At 50.6% G+C, this 18,870-nt stretch carries 14 protein-coding genes; 11 read left to right on the top strand and 3 right to left on the bottom strand.

The window, feature by feature from the left end:
- Positions 1–164: 164 nt before the first annotated feature.
- Both rsgA and frr read right to left on the bottom strand, forming a co-directional pair.
- On the bottom strand, positions 165–1,139 hold the full coding sequence (gene rsgA / locus Q0R57_RS05660; protein ID WP_294744496.1) for a ribosome small subunit-dependent GTPase A: 975 nt from the start codon (positions 1,137–1,139) through the stop codon (positions 165–167).
- A 32-nt stretch (positions 1,140–1,171) separates the two neighbouring features.
- Positions 1,172–1,732 carry a ribosome recycling factor gene (gene frr, locus Q0R57_RS05655; protein ID WP_294744494.1) on the bottom strand — a complete coding sequence of 187 codons (561 nt, stop codon included), beginning with the start codon at positions 1,730–1,732 and terminating at the stop codon, positions 1,172–1,174.
- Positions 1,733–1,879: 147 nt separating this feature from the next.
- Here frr and Q0R57_RS05650 point away from each other — a divergent pair, with 147 nt between their 5' ends.
- The 4 genes from Q0R57_RS05650 (at position 1,880) to Q0R57_RS05635 (ending at position 9,028) form a co-directional block, all read left to right on the top strand.
- Complete coding sequence (locus Q0R57_RS05650) at positions 1,880–2,338, top strand: T9SS type A sorting domain-containing protein (RefSeq protein WP_294744491.1); 459 nt, start codon at positions 1,880–1,882, stop codon at positions 2,336–2,338.
- Positions 2,339–2,346: 8 nt separating this feature from the next.
- Positions 2,347–5,130, top strand: a complete 2,784-nt coding sequence (locus tag Q0R57_RS05645; protein WP_294744489.1) for an ATP-binding protein — start codon at positions 2,347–2,349, stop codon at positions 5,128–5,130.
- Between the two features lie 233 nt (positions 5,131–5,363).
- A complete protein-coding gene (locus Q0R57_RS05640) occupies positions 5,364–8,144 on the top strand; it encodes an ATP-binding protein (protein WP_294744487.1) in 2,781 nt (926 codons plus the stop codon).
- A gap of 11 nt (positions 8,145–8,155) precedes the next feature.
- Positions 8,156–9,028, top strand: coding sequence for an AraC family transcriptional regulator (locus tag Q0R57_RS05635; RefSeq protein WP_294744486.1), 873 nt, complete (start codon positions 8,156–8,158; stop codon positions 9,026–9,028).
- Here the strand turns inward: Q0R57_RS05635 and nhaD are convergent.
- Entirely contained in the window at positions 9,022–10,347 is a 1,326-nt protein-coding gene (gene nhaD, locus Q0R57_RS05630) for a sodium:proton antiporter NhaD (RefSeq protein WP_294744483.1), read from the bottom strand. The two genes, Q0R57_RS05635 and nhaD, sit on opposite strands and share 7 nt — an antisense overlap.
- Before the next feature lie 184 nt (positions 10,348–10,531).
- Here nhaD and Q0R57_RS05625 point away from each other — a divergent pair, with 184 nt between their 5' ends.
- From Q0R57_RS05625 to Q0R57_RS05595, 7 genes are all read left to right on the top strand, one after another.
- Positions 10,532–12,031 carry a rhamnulokinase family protein gene (locus Q0R57_RS05625; RefSeq protein ID WP_294744481.1) on the top strand — a complete coding sequence of 500 codons (1,500 nt, stop codon included), beginning with the start codon at positions 10,532–10,534 and terminating at the stop codon, positions 12,029–12,031.
- 67 nt (positions 12,032–12,098) lie between these two features.
- Positions 12,099–13,349, top strand: a complete 1,251-nt coding sequence (locus Q0R57_RS05620; RefSeq protein ID WP_294744479.1) for an L-rhamnose isomerase — start codon at positions 12,099–12,101, stop codon at positions 13,347–13,349.
- Positions 13,350–13,390: 41 nt separating this feature from the next.
- Complete coding sequence (locus Q0R57_RS05615; RefSeq protein ID WP_294744477.1) at positions 13,391–14,725, top strand: MFS transporter; 1,335 nt, start codon at positions 13,391–13,393, stop codon at positions 14,723–14,725.
- An 85-nt stretch (positions 14,726–14,810) separates the two neighbouring features.
- Positions 14,811–15,881: an OmpA family protein gene (locus Q0R57_RS05610; protein WP_294744475.1), complete on the top strand. Its 1,071-nt coding sequence runs from the start codon at positions 14,811–14,813 to the stop codon at positions 15,879–15,881.
- A 147-nt stretch (positions 15,882–16,028) separates the two neighbouring features.
- Positions 16,029–17,330 (top strand): phosphoribosylamine--glycine ligase, encoded by a 1,302-nt coding sequence (gene purD / locus Q0R57_RS05605; protein ID WP_294744474.1) that lies wholly within the window; start codon positions 16,029–16,031, stop codon positions 17,328–17,330.
- A 147-nt stretch (positions 17,331–17,477) separates the two neighbouring features.
- Positions 17,478–18,404, top strand: coding sequence for a hypothetical protein (locus tag Q0R57_RS05600; RefSeq protein WP_294744473.1), 927 nt, complete (start codon positions 17,478–17,480; stop codon positions 18,402–18,404).
- Entirely contained in the window at positions 18,389–18,844 is a 456-nt protein-coding gene (locus tag Q0R57_RS05595) for a VTT domain-containing protein (protein ID WP_294744471.1), read from the top strand. The genes Q0R57_RS05600 and Q0R57_RS05595 overlap by 16 nt, the downstream gene beginning before the upstream one ends.
- Positions 18,845–18,870 lie beyond the last annotated feature (26 nt).

The raw sequence follows: 18,870 nt of genomic DNA, 5'->3' as shown, positions 1-18,870 counted from the left end.
TCACAGATAACACAGATAATTTATGTCACACAGAAATCACGGAAATCACAGAAATTTTATCTCACACAGATCTCACAGATAACACAGATAATTTATGTCACACAGAAATCACGGAAATCACAGAAATCTTATCTCACACAGATCTCACAGATAACACAGATAATTTACTGTGACTCACGGTATTTGCCTTCGTCCTTATCATCAAGCATGGAGAGGTAGGACTGGTAGCGGCTCTCGGCAATATAATGGTCCTCGAGGGCCTTGAGCACGGCACAGCCCGGTTCGTGGGTGTGGGTGCAGTTGGAGAAACGGCAGTCCTTGGAGAAATGGAAGATATCCTTGAAATAGCCGGTAATCTCCTCAGGCTCCATGTCGAAGGTGCCGAAACCCTTGATGCCTGGAGTGTCAATGAGGTATGAAGGTGAAGGGTGAGAGGTGAAAGGTGAAAGGGGAGAGGTGAAAGGTGAAAGTTGAGAGGGTGAAGGGATGGGAATCATCTCGGAGAAGGTGGTGGTGTGCATGCCCATGTTGTGGGCATCGGAGAGCTCGGCGGTGCGGAGGTTGACGCCTGGCACGAGACGATTGATGAGGGTGGACTTCCCCACCCCACTATTGCCGCTGAGTACGGTGATCTTGTTTTCGAGCAGCGGACGGAGGTCGTCGATGCCCTGACCCGTCTCAGCGGAGATCTGCCGACACTCATAGCCGATGGTCTCGTAGAGGTTGACCATCGCCTCCTGATAACGTCGTTCATCCTCGTCGAGCAGGTCGGTCTTATTGAAGATGAGCACCACCGGCACACGGTAGGCCTCGGCCGACGCCAGGAAGCGGTCGATGAATGTGGTGCTGGTCTGCGGGTTGGCCACGGTGACCACCAGGAAGGCCTGATCCACATTGGCGGCGATGATATGACTCTGCTTGGAGAGGTTGATGCTCTTGCGGATGATGTAATTACGGCGGTCCTCGATAGACGAGATAAAGCCCCCATCAAACTCTACCCTGTCGCCCACGGCCACAGGGTTAGTAGAGCGAATGCCCTTCAGTCGGAAATTTCCCTTTATCTTACAATCAAACAGTTGGCCATCGTCTGCCTGGACGGTGTACCAACTGCCTGTGTTCTTTACGACAAGACCTTTCAATTAATTGAGAATTGAGAATTGAGAATGGAGAATTAGACTGTCATAATCTCCTTGTTCTTTGCCTCGATGAGCACATCCAGTTTCTTGATGTACTTGTCGTGCAGCTTCTGCAACTGGTCCTCGGCATCCTTCTCGTTGTCCTCAGAGAGACCGTCTTTGATGGCCTTCTTCAGTTTCTCCTTGATGTCGCCACGAACGTTGCGCACCTCAACCTTAGCCTTCTCGGCAATCTTGTTGCACTGCTTCACCAGGTCGCGACGGCGCTCCTCAGTGGGCTGCGGGATGGCCAGACGGATAACCTCACCATTGTTTTCGGGCGTGATGCCTACGTCGCTATCCATGATAGCCTTTTCAATATCACGGATCTGCTTCTTGTCCCAAGGCTTGATGGCGATGGTACGCGCATCGGGGCAGTTGACCGTAGCCACTTGGTTGAGGGGCACGCGGCTACCATAGGATTCCACACGGACGCCATCGAGGATGGCGACATTAGCTCGGCCGGCACGGATGCGGTTCAGTTCCTCTTCCAGGAACATGGCAGCCATCTCCATGCGTTCCTCAGCCTGCTGTAAAGTCTCTTTTACGTCTATCATAATTATTACGTTTAGTTGATTCTGCTGACAAATTTAGCACTTTTATTTGAATTGTACAACAAAATACAGAGTTTTTTACAAAAAAAAGCAAGGCAAAGGCGCTTTTTACCAAATTATTTCATATCTTTGCACCAAAATGTTAAGCTTATGAAAACAATAAGAACCCTTTTGACTCTTCTTGCACTCGTGTTTAGCGTCAGTGGTTTTTCAGACAACTACAAATATTTAGCCATCAGTCAGACCAATAACGAGACACAATATGAGTTGAGTCAAATTCAGAAGATAACCTTCGACAGCAACGACATGATCATGACGTTGACCAATGGCGGCGAGCAACGTCTGCCACTGGCCTCACTGCAGAAACTGTTCTTTTCGAACGGCAGTGTCGATGCCATCACAACGACTAAGAACGACCTGTCGACTGTGAGGGTGAAAGATGGGCAACTCCATGTACAGGTGGCCGATGGCGAACACCTTATTATTTATAATATGAAGGGCGAGGCCGTGTTCAGCGCCTCGAAGCCCACAACAAGTATCATCGACAACCTGCCTAAAGGCATCTATATCGTCAAGACCGGTCATAAGAGTCAGAAGATTATCAAATAGCCTAAGACATGGTATTTGTATTGCTGTTCCTTTTAATAGCGTTTGCTGCACCAGTCCATGCTCAGACCACGGAGACACCGGAGGTTCCTGCCAAGGAATATACCGAAGAGAATCCGTTGGTGTATGAGGATGCCTGGGACCTGTGGCCTTACGTCTTCCTGAATGAGAACGGCGAGGCCGTGGGCTATAATATCGACCTGCTGAGGATGATCTTCAATGAGTTGGACATACCCTACCGTATAAAGCTAAAGCCCACACAGGATGCCCTGAACGACCTGAAGGCCGGACGTGCCGACCTGATGTGCGGCATGGATGCCCATTTCCATAATGAATATGCACAGTATGGCAAGAGCGTCATCCAGATCTTCACCCATAGTGTGGTGCATAGGAAGGACGAGCCCGTGGTTATCAAGACTATTGACGACCTGGCCAACCATCGTGTGCTGGTGCATGGCGGCAGCTTCAGCCACCACCTGATGCAAGGGCGCGGATGGGGCAAGAATGCCATCCCCTATAACGATATGCAGGAGGCTGTGCAGTATGTTCACAACCATGCTGGCAGTCAGATTGTGTGGAACACGATGTCGCTGAAGTGGTTGATTCATAAGTTCAACTATGAAGACCTGGAGCTGACACCGGTGAACGTCCCTCATGGCGACTATAAGTTCATGTCGAACGACACCCTACTGCTGGAGCAGATGGACAGCGTGTTTGCCTTGCTTAACTCCACAGGACGCCTGCAGCCCATCCAGAACAAATGGTTCTACCCTGAGCGCAAAGAAACAGGTATTCCCTCGTGGATATGGACGATTGCCGTTGTCATGCTGGTGCTGATTTTCATCACGCTGATGTTCTACATCTTCTACCGGCTGTATGAGCGGAAGGTCACCATGGACTTACAACGCACCATCACCCGTCTGACGCTTATTCTGAATACAAGTAAGGTGCATGTATGGCTGTTTGACATTGAAAAGCGCACCGTTACCAGCATCAACTCAGAAGGCAAGCAGAAAACATTCCCGCTGTCGCCCAACTTCATGCTGTACTATCTGATACCCGAGGATTATGAACACCTATGCAAGCTCATCGACGAGATAGCCCATCAAGAGAAGAAGGAACGTGAGAACCTTGAAGTGCGTGTGACCAAGGGTGACAGCAAGGACATCTACACCTTCTCGGTGGATTTTTCGGTGTTGCGGCGCAACAAGAACGGAGAGGCCACACATATCATTGGTGCCACCACGAATATCACGGAGAAAAGACTGCGCCAGCAGCAGCAGAAAGACAGTATGCTGCGCTATCGCCATATCTTCAACTCTGCTATGGTCGATAACGTGTCGTACGACGAACACGGCTTCATCAACGACATGAGCGAGAAAGCCTCCAAGGCCATCCCTGGCGGCGTACAGCGTGTGGTCGATGCAAAAATCTCGATTAAGGACGTGTTAGGAGACCCCAATCTGTCGATTGATGACATGGAGTACACCTACCTGACACAGATTTATAAGTCACCCGACGACCCCAGGACCTTGAACCAATTCTTGAAACGTGACGAGCTCTACTACGAGTTGCAGCTGTTGCCCGTCCGTGACGATGACGGAAAGCTGTTGGCTATCTACGGTACGGGGCGTGATGTTACGGAGATTGCAAAGTCGTATTCCCGTCTGCAGAAGAACATTGTTCAGATGGAGGAAGCTACGAACGAGCTGAAAGACTATATCCGCAACATCGACTATGTGATGACGAACGGTGGCGTGCGCATTGTGAACTATTCTCCCGACACCCATATGCTGACCATCTATAGCGAGATTGGTCGTGTGCAGCAAAGGCTGACGCAGACCCGCTTGCTGTCGCTGGCCGCTGAGGAGTCGAAGAAGACGGCCCTGCGTGTGCTGAACAGCATGGACACCCAGACACAACAGCCCGTGAAGGCTGCCGTCAAGTCAATACTGCGATTGAAGGGGCAGAAACGACTCTACCTGTATTTCTCGTTCGTGCCAGTCTTTAATGACAAGGGCGCGGTGAAATACTATTTCGGTATGTGCCGTGATATTAGTGACATCAAGGCCACTGAGGAGCAGCTGGCCCATGAGACGGTGAAAGCTCAGGAGGTGGAGACGGTGAAGAATGCCTTCCTTCGCAACATGAGTTTCGAGATTCGTACCCCGCTGACCTCTGTGGTGGGCTTTGCCGAGCTCTTTGACATGGAGCATAGCGCCGAGGACGAGCGGTTCTTTATCGAGGAGATCAAGAACAACTCACGCAATCTGCTCACCCTGGTTAACAACATCCTGTTCCTCTCACGTCTCGATGCCGGCATGATTGAGTTGAAGACCATGCCCATCGACTTTGCCGGTGTGTTTGAAGGTCGCTGTCAGTCCGTGTGGACACAACACCAGCAGCCTGGGGTGAACTATTTCATCGACTCACCCTATGAGCGTCTGGTGCTGGATATTGACCTGACTAACTTGTCTGTAGTCATTGACAATATCATTACCAATGCCGTACAGCAAACCACGAAAGGCTCTGTCCGAGCCAGCTATGACTATAATGGTGAAGACCTGACGGTGACCATTCAAGATACAGGTCGCGGCATTCCCGAGGATCAGATTGAGCATGTCTTCGGACGTTTTGTCACCACTGGCAGTGGTAGCAGCGGACTCGGTCTGGCCATCTGCCAGGAGGTGGTGAAGTTGATGGGCGGTAGGATTCGTCTGAAGTCCGAGTTTGGAAAGGGTACCATCGTGTGGATTACCATACCATGCATCTGTAGGGAGATGGTGAGGAAGTGAGGTGAAAAGTGAAAGGTGAAAGGTGAAAAGTGAAAGGTGAAGGGTGAAAGGTGAAGGCTGCGATTAAGCGAGAACAATGGCAAGTTTACTTGACCATTGTCGAGCGAGAGCAGACTAGACCGAAGGTCAAAGGTGAAAAGTGAAAGGTGACGGGAGGATAGACCAAAGGGCCCCGAAGGGGTCAAATAACCTAGCATAGGGGCTTGCCCCTATGACAGATAAGAGAAATGAATATGAGCATAAATATATATAGGTACGGAAGTGGAAAGAGGTTAATAGCGGTGCTATTATCCTTGCTGTCCTTTGCGACTGTCCCTGCCTCAAATAACTTCGGATATACAGAGGAACATCCGCTGGTTATGGTATGTGACTGGGACTTCCGCCCCTATGAGTTTATTGACAGTGAGGGACAACCCAGCGGCTATAATATCGACGTGCTCAACCTTATCTTCGATAAGCTTGACATTCCCCACGTCTTTGTCATGCAGGAATGGCATACGGCCACCGATATGTTTAAGAATCATGAGGCCGACCTGATTCACATGCTCTACACCTTCTATCAGAAAGCCCCTTACGTGACCACCCGTAAGTTTATTAACTACTACAACGTGAAGGTGGCACGACGTAGCACGACACCTGTCTTGAACAAGATTAACGACCTACATCATGGCGACACGCTACTGCTGAAGAAAGACGACTATGCTGCCACAGTCCTTTTTGAACGGGGAAAACTACCCATGACTGTTGAGTATCACTCGCCTAAAGACGCTCTGACGGGCATCAGTCAAGGCATTTACAAATATTACATCTGGGGCGAGGTACCACTCACCAATAAGATTAAGGAACTGGGACTTGACAGCATCGTCCTCGACGATATCGACATCCCCACAGGTGAGCTGCGTATCATTGGCTATAACAAGGAACTGGTTGACATCATCGACGACCAGTACACCCGACTGGAACAGGCCGGCGACCTGCAGAAGATCTACGACCACTGGTTCCATCCGGAACTGGAGCACGATGATGCCTCGCCAGTGGCACTATTGATTGTGGCCGGGCTCCTGCTGGTTTCTATCATCGTGGTGATGCTTACCCGTCTGGTGAGAAAAAGGGTGAACGACAGCGTGAGAGAGAGTGCCGACCTGAAGCAGATGATGGTTCAGGTGCTGAACATGGGCGACTACTTCGTGATAGAGTGGGACTTCAAGAGCAATATGCTCCGCAACAAATACGGCAAGCTGTTACCTGACGAAGGCATGAGACCAGAGGAATTCCTGAAGCACATGCCACATGATGAGGCAGAACGCCTTCATACATTCAACTCCCAGCTGGCCATGGGCACCTTGGATCACTTCGACATGCACCTCAGCTTCAACTATGGAACGGCCGAACAGCCCAATTGGAGGAGCTACTATGGCAGCGGCGTCGTGGAGAAGCATCATGGCAAACCGCAATATATTGTCTATACCATCAAGGACACTACCGACGAGGTGAATGAGGAACGGCTTATCAAGAACGACATGAACAAATATAAGCAGATGTTCGACACCAACCTCATTGCCATGTCGTTCTATAATGCTGACGGTGTGTTACTCGACATCAACAAGAAGATGCGTGAGCTCTGTGAGATTACAGATGATGACGATCTGTATTTCCAGAAGAGCATACTCTTCAGTTTCCCCAACCTCAAAGGCGTCTATATGCCTGGTTCAAGAGAGGTCATGTACGTCTGCCAGCATCTTAATGAACCGCTGTTGGGCATCAACAAATATATTGAGTTCCGCGTTCGTCCCGTGATAAACGATGACGACGAGCTGGTCTATTATATCGTTACCAGCCGCGACATCACCGCTGAGCGCAATATGTATCTGGAACAACGTAAACACGACCAACGACTCCAGACCATCAACGATACTATCAAACACTACGAGATTCAGCTCAGCTACCTGTTGGAAGAGAGTCTGATGTATATCTGGAGCTACCGTCCGGCCGAGAATGTTATCAACATCACACGTACACCAGGCAAAACGGAGTTTACGGAGACCATTGAGGATTATATTGAAACTATCAGACCCGATGCACGTCAGCAGGCCATGACAGAGGTGCAGAGTGCTATGCAGCAGGGCAAGTCATATACGGTCATCCTACCCTTCAACAGGACACCGCTCGACAAGGAACCCACCTGGTATTCCGTCTCAGGCATACCTATCTTCAACAAGGATGGTCAACTCGTAGAATATTTCGGACTCTCGAGAAATATCACCAGTTTGATGGAGGCTCAGGAAAAGTTGCGTGTTGAGACAGCCCGCGCCGAGGACTCCGGACGACTGAAGGCTGCCTTCCTGGCCAATATGACGCATGAGATCAGAACGCCTCTAAATGCTATCGTGGGCTTCTCAGACCTTCTACCAATGGTAGAGGATGCTGCTGACAAGCAGGAGTTCATGCGTATTATCCGTAACAACTGCGACATGCTCCTCAGACTGATTAACGATATTCTCGAGGCCTCGAATATCGAGTCACGTCCCTTGGCCATTGAGCCTGCCGACGTGGACTTCGCCCAAGCCTTCGATGATATCTGTCAGACGCTGGAACAGCGTGTGCAGGAGCCTGGCGTACAATTTATCAAGGAGAACCCCTACTCCACCTTCAATGCTTATCTCGACAAGGGACGTATCCAGCAGGTCATCACTAACTTCGTGACCAACGCCGTGAAATACACCCATCAGGGACATATCAAGGTGGGCTATAGACAGGAGGACAAGAATCTCTACATCTATTGTGAAGACACGGGTGCCGGCATTCCCAAGGAGAAGCAGGCGATGGTGTTTGAACGCTTTGTCAAGCTGAACGACTTTGTGCAGGGCACTGGTCTTGGACTGAGCATCTGCAAAAGCATTGCCGAGCGCTGTGGCGGTAATATCGGTGTGGAGAGCGATGGTGAAGGAACAGGTTCTACCTTCTGGATCCGTATTCCTTTTGAGAAGAGTGAACAACCTACGGTCAACCAGTAAAAAACACCACTATGCAGATTAGTAAGTACATGCTTGCCAACGAACGTGACGCCTTGTGGGGACTTACCGTCACCACCATCGGTTACGAGGAGATAGGTCCTAACGACCCCTACCCTACACGAGGTCATGCTGACGGCTATTACTTCGAGTTGCAGAAAGGACGTGTGCTGCCCGAGTATCAGCTCCTATATATTATAGAAGGTGAAGGTGTGTTTCATAGCAGGAATGTGAAGGAAGCCCCGCTGAAGGAAGGCGATTTCTTCCTGCTCTTCCCTGGCGAGTGGCACAGCTATCACCCCACCGGCAAGCAAGGCTGGAAGAAATACTGGATAGGATTCAAGGGACAGAATATCGACGACCGTGTGAGGGCGCAGTTCCTGTCGCCCACCAAACCCATCTATCATGTGGGCTATTCGGCGGAGATTGTGGCCCTTTACAAGCAGGCTTATGCTGCCGCCTTGGAGGAGGCCGCCTACTCACAGCAGTTGATGGCAGGCATCGTGAATCATCTGATTGGCATGATGTATTCACTGGAACGTAATATCCAACTGAAGAGCCGTAACCAGACCCATGTCGAGATGATCAGCAAGGCCAGACTCCGCATTCGTGAGTCGCTGGAGAGTCCACTGACCATCCAGCAGGTGGCAGAAGAGATGGGCGTGAGCTACTCTAATTTCCGTAAGCTGTTCAAGGAGCATACGGGACTCTCACCTGCCACCTACCAGCAAGACCTGCGTCTGCAGCGTGCCAAGGAGCTGCTGAGCACCACCGATATGAGCATAAAAGAAATAGCCTACCGACTCGACTTCGAGTCGCCAGACTATTTCTCTGCAAAATTCAAACTCAAGACGGGCCGGAAGCCCAGTGAGTTGAGAAATCAATAGAAGAGTTTCTCTACCCAGTAGCAACCGATACCGGCCAGATAGCCCACGAAGGCTATCCATGTTATCTTCTTCAGGTACCAGCCGAAGGATATCTTCTCCAATCCCATCACTACCACGCCGGCAGCCGAGCCGATAATCAGCATAGAGCCGCCCACACCGGCACAATAGGCCAGCAGTTGCCAGAAGATTCCGTCGATGGCCATAGCACCTTCGGCAGCCACAGGATACATACCCATACAGCCAGCCACCAGAGGCACGTTGTCGACGATGGACGACAGCACACCGATGATACCGTTGATGAGGTAGTAGTTGCCGGCAAAGGCTTCGTTGAGTCCCTCACCCATGGCTGTCAGCACACCAATCTCCTGCAGTACGGCCACTGCCATGAGGATGCCCAGGAAGAACATGATGGTGGAGAGGTCTATCTTTGAGAGCAGGTCGGTGACACGTTTTGCCATCGTGTCATCCTCACTTGTCTGCTGCATACGATGGAACACCTCCGTGGCGGTCCACAGCACACCCAACACCAGCAGGATGCCCATGAACGGCGGCATGTGGGTCAGCGTCTTGAAGATGGGAACGAAGATCAGACCACCCACGCCCAGAGCGAAGATTATCTTACGCTGGTTCTTGGTGAATGCCGACACCTCGTTGACCTTCAGGTTCTGTTCTTTGTCAAACTTTCCTTTCAGCGAGAGGCTCAGGATGAGTGCCGGAATCACTATGGATACGAGCGACGGGATGAATATCTCGGTCAGCACGCCTTGTGTGGTGATAACGCCCTTGATCCACAGCATGATGGTGGTCACGTCGCCGATGGGCGAGAAAGCGCCACCCGAGTTGGCTGCGATGATGATAAGACCTGCATAGATCAGACGCTCCTCGCGGCTCCGCACCAGTTTGCGCAGCACCATAATCATCACAATCGATGTGGTGAGGTTGTCGAGGATGGCCGACAGGAAAAACGTCATGAAAGCCACACGCCACATCAGTTTCCGCTTAGAGCGCGTCTTGATGGCGTCACGCACAAAGTTGAAACCACCGTTAGAGTCAACAATCTCCACGATGGTCATGGCACCCATGAGGAAGAACAGCGTCTCGCCTGCATCGCCCAGATGGTGCTGGATGCGAGATGAGACATAGCCGACGCCATCGGCCACCTCAGGGAAGAATCCCTGTACGCCCACCATCAGCAAAGTCCAGCATCCCACGCACATCAGCAGTGCGATGGCCGCCTTGTTGATTTCGAGCACACTTTCCAGGGCAATGCACAGATAGCCCAACACGAAAAGTGCAATAATCAATACTGTCAATGTCATCTTTTTACCTTATTATATTATCTTGTTTCAATTTGGCTGCAAAGGTACACATTTTCCACGTAACCTCCAAAACAAACTACCAAAAACCTCGGTCTAAATATCAAATTGTCATGTCCTATACAAGGATTTTGTCGTACCTTTGCCAGCAAATATTTCATAACCTAGAAAACAAGCATTATCGGATATGCAAGACAAGTCATATTTCTTTGCCATAGACCTGGGGGCTACCAGTGGACGCACCATCATCGGTCATATCGTAGACGGCAAGCTGCAGCAACAGGAGGTGACACGATTTGCCAACAACCTGATTGTGCAAGGCGGCCACTACTATTGGGATATCCATGCCCTGTATTTCGAGATGATACGTGGACTGAAAGAGGTGGCCAGCAGGGGGTTGGACATCACCTCGATAGGTATCGACACCTGGGGTGTGGACTTTGTATGCATCGGTGATGACGGTGCCATCCTAAGGAATCCAAGGGCTTACCGTGACCCGATTACCTTTGAGGCTATGGACGACTACCTGAAGACTGTCATTTCAAAAAAAGAGGTATATGACATAACAGGTATCCAGTTCATGAACTTCAACAGTCTATTCCAGCTCTATGCCATGCGGAAAGAGAACAACTCGGCCCTAAAGCATGCCGCAAAAATACTGTTTGTGCCCGATGCGCTGACTTGGATGCTAACGGGCGAGATGGTATGCGAATATACCATTGCCTCGACATCGCAGATGCTCGACCCCAGGACAAAACAGTTGGACGAACGACTGTTGGCTTCAGTAGGGCTGACAAGAGAGGCGTTTGGAAGGATGGTGATGCCAGGAACGAAGATTGGTGTGCTGACCGAGGAGGTGCAGCAGTTGACGGGTCTGGGTGCTGTACCTGTGATTGCCGTCGCCGGACATGACACTGGGTCGGCAGTGGCTGCGGTGCCCGCCAAGGATGAGCAGTTTGCCTATCTGAGCAGTGGCACGTGGAGTCTGATGGGCATTGAGACCCAAGATGCCATCATCAACGACCTAAGCTACGAACGAAATTTCACCAATGAGGGGGGCATCGAAGGCACCACACGTTTCCTGAAGAACATCTGTGGCATGTGGCTCTACGAGCGTTGCCGACTGGAATGGCCAGAAGAGGTGCGCCGTCTCTCCCACCCCGAGCTGCAGGGCAGTGCCATGAACGTAGAACCTTTCCGCAGTCTCATCAACCCCGACGATGCGCTCTTTGCGGCACCCACAAGTATGATTGAGGCTATCCAGCAGTACTGCCGTCAAACCAATCAGCCTGTGCCCGAGACACCGGCTGAGATCTGTCGTTGTATTTTTGATTCGCTGGCATTGCGGTATAGGCAGGTGTTTGAATGGTTGCAGGAGTTCAGGGGCTCGACAACGGAATCGTCGAGCACAGTGAGTGTGCTGCATATCATTGGCGGCGGCAGTCTGAATAAGTACCTCAACCAGTTTACGGCCAACTCCACCGGTGCCACCGTGCTGGCTGGTCCGCAGGAATGCACCGCCATCGGCAATATCATGCTACAAGCTCAGGCCGCCGGTATGGTGAAGGATATCTGGGAGATGCGTCAGATCATCGCCAACTCGACAGAGCTGGTTAGGTACGAGCCCCAGGACAAAGAGATTTGGGATGCGGCCTATAAGAAATTCTTAACAATCACTTCGAGATAACGAAATATCGTAATAACGAAATAACGTAATAACGAAATAACAAACTACAAAATAACAATATAAAAAAATGAAAGCAAATCTTATTGAACAGGCTTATGCCGTAGCTAAGGACCGCTATGCAGCCATTGGCGTCAATACCGACGCAGTATTAGAGCAGCTCCAGAAGCAGCAGATCTCCCTGCATTGCTGGCAGACCGACGATGTGGTGGGCTTCGAACGTAACGAGGCCCTGAGCGGTGGTATCCAGACCACAGGTAACTACCCCGGTCGTGCCCGGAATATTGACGAGGTGCGTCAGGACATCGAGTTTGTGAAGACCCTGCTGGGTGGCAACCATCGTCTGAACCTGCACGAGATCTATGGTGACTTCGGCGGACAGTTCGTTGACCGTGACGAGGTGGAGGTGAAGCATTTCCAGAGCTGGATTGACTGGGCTAAAGAGAACAATATGAAACTGGACTTCAACAGCACATCGTTCTCGCATCCCAAGAGTGGCAACCTCACCCTAAGCAACCCCGACAAGAGCATCCGTGACTTCTGGATTGAGCATACCAAGCGTTGCCGTCGTATTGCCGATGCCATGGGTAAGGCTCAGGGCGACCCCTGTATCATGAATATCTGGGTGCACGACGGTTCGAAGGATGTGCCTGTACAGCGTAAGAAGTATCGTGAGATTCTGGCTGCCTCGCTCGACGAGATTATGGCAGAGAAACTTGACGGCGTGAAGAACTGCTTCGAGGCCAAGTTGTTTGGTATCGGTCTGGAGAGCTATACCGTAGGCTCTCATGATTTCTATACTGCCTACTGTGCTACCCGCAAACAGATGTACACGCTGGATACTGGTCATTATGAGCAGACAGAGAACGTCAGCGACTTCGTTTCTACTCTCTTGATGTATGTGCCGGAGCTGATGCTGCATGTAAGTCGTCCCGTACGTTGGGACTCTGACCATGTGACCATCATGAACGACCAGACCCTCGACCTGTTCAAGGAGCTGGTGCGCTGCGATGCCTTGGACCGTGCCCATGTGGGACTCGACTATTTCGATGCTTCCATCAACCGTATTGGAGCATATATAATAGGTTCGCGTGCGACTCAAAAGTGCATTCTCCAAGCTCTGTTGGAGCCAAAGGAGCTGTTGCGTCAGTATGAGGACAACGGTCAGTATTTCGAGCGTCTGGCCTTGATGGAAGAGGCGAAGAGTCTGCCCTTCGGTGCTGTATATGATTACTTTAACCTGAAGAACAATGTGCCTGTGGGTGAGGAATATATCGCCTGCATACAACAGTACGAGAAGGACGTGACGTCGAAAAGATAAATTGGCGTCATATCGACATAACGTTATAACGAAAGAAGACAATGGGAAAATCCAGTTCTTTAAAGAGCACACTGGCTGTGTCTCTGAATAATTACCTCGACGCAGGCGCCATCGTGGCGGGGTCGAGCGGCATCACGCTATGGCAGAACTATCTGGGACTGAGCGAGATGCATCTGGGATGGCTCAACGCTCTGAGTGCCAACGCCATGGGTGCTGCCATTGGAGCCATCATTGGTGGTTTCCTAGCAGATAAGTTCGGACGTAAGTTCATCTTCACCTATAACCTGCTGGTCTATATGCTGGGCATGCTGATTGTGATGTTCTCCTTCAGCTATCCCATGTTGCTGGGCGGTTTCCTGATAACAGGCATCTCGGTAGGTATCGGTGTACCTGCTTCGTGGACCTATATCTCAGAATCGTCGGAAGTGAACAACCGAGGTCGTAACATCTGCATCTCACAGATGTCATGGGGTGTCGGTCCCATGCTCATTCTGTTCTTCGGTATGCTCTTTGCCCCCGGTGGCTATCTCTATGCCCCTGTGGAATCGCTGGCTCACGCCGTTATTGGCACCGAGGCCGCCCAGGCAGCCGTTGAGGTATTCTCGTCACGTGTGGTGTTCTTCACCCTCTTTGTCGTAGCCCTCGTGGCATGGACGCTGCAACGTCAGCTCGACGAGAGTGCGGAGTTTACAGACCAGAAGGCCAGTGACAAGAGCAGCGGTATCGTGGAGAATATCAAGATGCTGTTTACTAATAAGGTGGCTGTACGTTCGGTCATTTTCCTGGCAACCATCTATCTGACGTGGAACCTCGTGGCCTCGGTGATGGGTTTCTTCATGCCCCATGTCTATGAGACCGCAGGTGGCCTGAGTAATGAGACCGCCAACATGCTGAGCTGTGTCAGCTGGGTGTTCGTGGTCATCACCACCTTTATCATCTCATTCTATGTCGACAAGGTGGCTCACCGTTTTTTCTATATCTTCGGACTCGCAGCAGCACTGACAGCCTGGATTCTGGTGATTGGCGGCACGGTGACGAGTATCGCCGGCATCTGGGTGTTTACCATCCTGTGGGGCCTCAACAATGGTAGTTCGGTACAGGTGTTCTATGCCCTCTGGGGCTCGGAGCTTTTCCCTGCCAAGTTCCGTGCTGGTGCCCAAGGCCTGATGTTCTTCATCGTTCGTGGTCTGTCGGCTGTCTGGGGACTCGTTTTCACCTTTATCTATGGTGAGAATGGTGAGGGTTTCACGCTGGCAGCCTATTGCATGGTGGCACTGCTGGTGATTTCGTTGGTAGTGGGCCTTATCGGTATGCCAAACACCCGAGGACGGTCGCTAAACGACATCACGAAGGAGCGATATGGGGAAAATTATTAATTATTTAACAAAATATTTGGACTTTTCAAAAAAAAGCATTAACTTTGCCCCAAATTGCTAACAAACTAAAAAACAAGAATTAATTATGAAGATCAGAATCTTACTTTCTGCATTGGCAATCATGTTTGCCATGAATGTTTCCGCTCAGGAGACAAAAGACTATCCCCACGCATTTGTTGGTGTGCAGGGTGGCGTGATGAGAGCATTCAATGGTGAGGGTATCGATCGTAAATGGAATCCGATGGCTGCCATTTCTTTGGGCTACAACTTCACCAATGTTTTCGGACTGCGTTTGCAGGCTAACGGAAGCACTTGGAACGCTAAGTTGGACGATGGTTCAGAATATAAGAGCAAGGCTGCCAATATCGATCTCGATATGATGTTCAACCTTTCTAACCTGTTCTTCCCCAACCAGAGGAACTTCGTGAACGTCATCGCCATTGCCGGTGCACCCTTCAACCTGGCTATCCCCCATGCCTGGGTAGACAACTATACCTATGCCAACTGCGAGGGTACCGACCGTTGGAACAAAGCCTGGAAGGCCGGCGGTATGATTGATTTCAATATCTCAAAGAACTGGGGTATCAACCTGGAGGCTGGTGCCAACTATATCACTCAGAAGACCAGCGGCTACGACTATAACAAATGGTGGCCTTACGCTATGGCCGGCGTTACCTTCAAGTTTGGACATAAGAAGGTGAAGAGCGAACCCGCTCCTGTCATTGAGCCCGTTGAGGAGCCCAAGCAGCCCGAGGTAGCACCTGCAAAGCCTTATGTTGAGCCCAAACCCGAGCCCAAACCCGAGCCCAAGCCCGTGGTGAAGCAGCCCGTGAAGATTACTGAGAACATCTTCTTTGACCTGGGTAAGGCCGAGATTAAGCCCGAGCAGGCTTCGAAGATTGACGATATCGTGAAGTGGGCCAACCAGAACCCCAATGCCAGCATCCTGTTGACAGGTTATGCTGACAAAGAGACTGGTAATGCCAATGTGAACATGAAGATTGCCAAGCAGCGTGCTGATGCCGTGAAGGCAGCCTTGATTGCCAAGGGTATTGATGCCAGCCGTCTGACCACCGATGCAAAGGGTGACACCGAGCAGCCGTTCAGCAACAACGACGACAATCGTGCCGTGATTGCCTTAGGCGAGGGTAAGTAATCCCTTTTCACTATACGAAACCATCCAAAAGGGCGGTCGCAAAATATTGCGTCGCCCTTTTTTTTGTCAACGGAATGATGTTTTTCTTGGTAGTGAAAAATAATTTGATTAACTTTGCACGCAAATTTAGAACATAACAGAACGGAGATGAAGATTTTACTCTTAGGAAGTGGCGGCCGCGAGCACGCCCTGGCTTGGAAAATTGCTCAGAGTGAGCGAGTGGAGAAACTGTTTATTGCCCCTGGCAATGCAGGCACATCAAACTGTGGTGAGCGCTCGACCTCTGGTCGCTCTGCCATTGCAGAGAACGTTAACATGAAGGCTGACGATTTTGAAGCCATCAAGCAGTTTGTGGTAGAAAAAGGCATCGACATGGTGGTGGTGGGACCGGAAGACCCACTGGTAAAGGGTATCTACGACGATTTGAAGGCCGATGTCCGCACCAAGAATGTGCCCGTGATTGGTCCGTCAAAAGCCGGTGCTGTGCTGGAAGGCTCAAAGGATTTTGCCAAGGGCTTCATGCAGCGTCATCATATTCCCACAGCCCGTTATGAGACCTTTGACGGCGAACACCTACAGGAAGGTCTGGCATTCCTGGAAACCTTAGAGGCCCCCTATGTGCTGAAGGCCGACGGTCTGTGTGCCGGCAAGGGCGTGCTGATACTCCCCACGCTCGACGAAGCCAAAAAGGAACTTAAGGAGATGTTGGGCGGTATGTTCGGCAATGCCAGCAGTCGTGTAGTCATCGAGGAGTTCCTCAGCGGTATTGAGTGCTCTGTCTTCGTACTGACCGACGGCGACCACTATAAGATTCTGCCCGAAGCCAAGGACTACAAGCGTATTGGCGAGGGCGACACCGGTCTGAACACCGGCGGCATGGGCAGCGTCAGTCCTGTACCTTTTGCCACGAAGGAGTGGATGCAGAAGGTGGATGACCGCATCATCCGTCCTACCGTGGAGGGCTTAAAGGCAGAAGGTATTGACTATAAGGGATTTATCTTCTTCGGACTCATCAATGTGAAGGGCGAGCCTATGGTGATTGAGTACAACTGTCGTATGGGTGACCCTGAGACGGAGAGCGTGATGTTGCGTCTGAAGAGCGACATTGTGGACCTGTTTGAGGGTGTAGCCGAGGGCAATCTGGATCAGCGTAGCATTGCGTTCGACGAGCGTGCAGCCGTTTGTGTGATGCTGGTCAGCGGCGGTTATCCGCAGGAATATAAGAAGGGCTATCCTATCACTGGCATCGATCAGGTCAACGGCTCTGTGGTCTTCCATGCCGGCACGGCGCTGAAGGATGGTGAGGTGGTGACCAATGGTGGTCGCGTCATTGCGGTCTCTTCTTACGGTAAAGATAAGGAGGAAGCACTGAAGAAATCGTTTACCGAAGCTCAGAAAATTAAGTTCACAGACCAATATTTCCGCAGGGACATTGGTAAGGATCTTTGAAAGGTGAAAGGTGAAAGGTGAAAAGTGAAAGGTGAAAGGTGAAAGGTGAAAAGTGAAGGCTGCGATTAAGCGAGAACAATGGCAAGTTTACTTGACCATTGTCGAGCGAGAGCAGACTAGACCGAAGGTCAAAGGTGAAGGGATAAGGTGAAGCGACTTCAGAACAGGATAGCAGAGAGTGGTATTATCCTGCCAGTGGCGGCAGTCTATACTGTCTTGATATGGTTACTGGCCGGTCTGGTCACTCATAACTGGTGGCCTCAGTTGGTATGTCTTACTGCTTCAGCCTATCTGTTTGTGGAAATCAGCAACAGCAACGCACTGATTAGGATACGCAGTCGCATGGTGACTACCACCTTTCTCATCCTGACATGCCTGTATCCCGAAGCATTCGCCTCGTTATCTGGCGGTTTCACTCAACTGGCATTCATCATTTCCACCCTACTGCTGTTTCACACCTATCAAGACAGGCTATCAACAGGAATAGTCTTTTATGCCTTCCTGTGCATCAGCCTTTGTAGTTTGAGATTTGTTCATATCCTATTCCTGGCACCTGTGCTCTGGCTGCTGATGGAGACGCAGTTACAGTCGCTCAGTCTGCGCACCCTCTCTGCCTCTATCATTGGCCTGATCACCCCTTATTGGTTTTTGGCACTGTGGTTCATCTACATTCAGGACTTCACCTTGGTATGGCAGCATTTTGCGCTATTGGGGACTTTTGAGTTTCCTTACGACTATACACAGATTACACCTAACCAGCTGCTGGTTTATTGTTTTTTGCTGATACTGTCGGTATCAGGCATCATTCATTTCTGGCGCAACAGCTTTGAAGACAAAATCCGCATCCGTATGCTCTTTGGGTTCTTTACACTGATTATGCTGCTGGTGATGTTGTTTATTGCGTTACAACCTCAGCATTTCGACCCACTGATCCGCATCGTGATTATCTGTGCCAGTCCGTTGGTGGCCCATCTGCTCACGTTGACCTCATCCCGCATCACCAACATTGCCTTCTTTGTGATTCTGGCTGTTTGTCTTTTAATCACCGGCATTAATCTATGGACGCTTTTATAGAACTGCTGACAGGCTACGGCTATTGGGGCATGCTGATGGCCGCTTTCCTGGCTGGCAGCGTCTTTCCGTTTTCGAGCGAGACGGTGATGCTCATCCTGCTGGGCTCCGGTCTTGATGGCTGGCAGTTGGTCATCTACGGTTCTATAGGCAACACGTTAGGGTCGATATTCAATTATTTCGTGGGACGGCTTGGCAAGCTGGAATGGATAGAAAAATACCTGAAAATCAAGAAGAAGAACATGGAACGTGCCCAACGGTTCATGGCAGGACGAGGGGCCTGGATGGGCATCTTCGCCTTTCTGCCTATCCTGGGTAGTGCCGTCACCGTGATATTAGGACTGACGAGAGCAAATATGCTCATCTCGTTTGTCAGCATCGCCATCGGCAAGTTCCTGCGTTACTGGCTGCTGGTTTATGGTGCCAACTGGCTCTTCTGTTAATTAATGTAGAGCGGTAGTAAATTCTT

Origin of the sequence: uncultured Prevotella sp. (assembly GCF_946407605.1) — a bacterium.
Lineage (GTDB): Bacteria > Bacteroidota > Bacteroidia > Bacteroidales > Bacteroidaceae > Prevotella.
The sequence above is the reverse complement of the archived record's forward strand: the minus strand, read 5'-3'. Positions and strand labels throughout refer to the sequence as shown.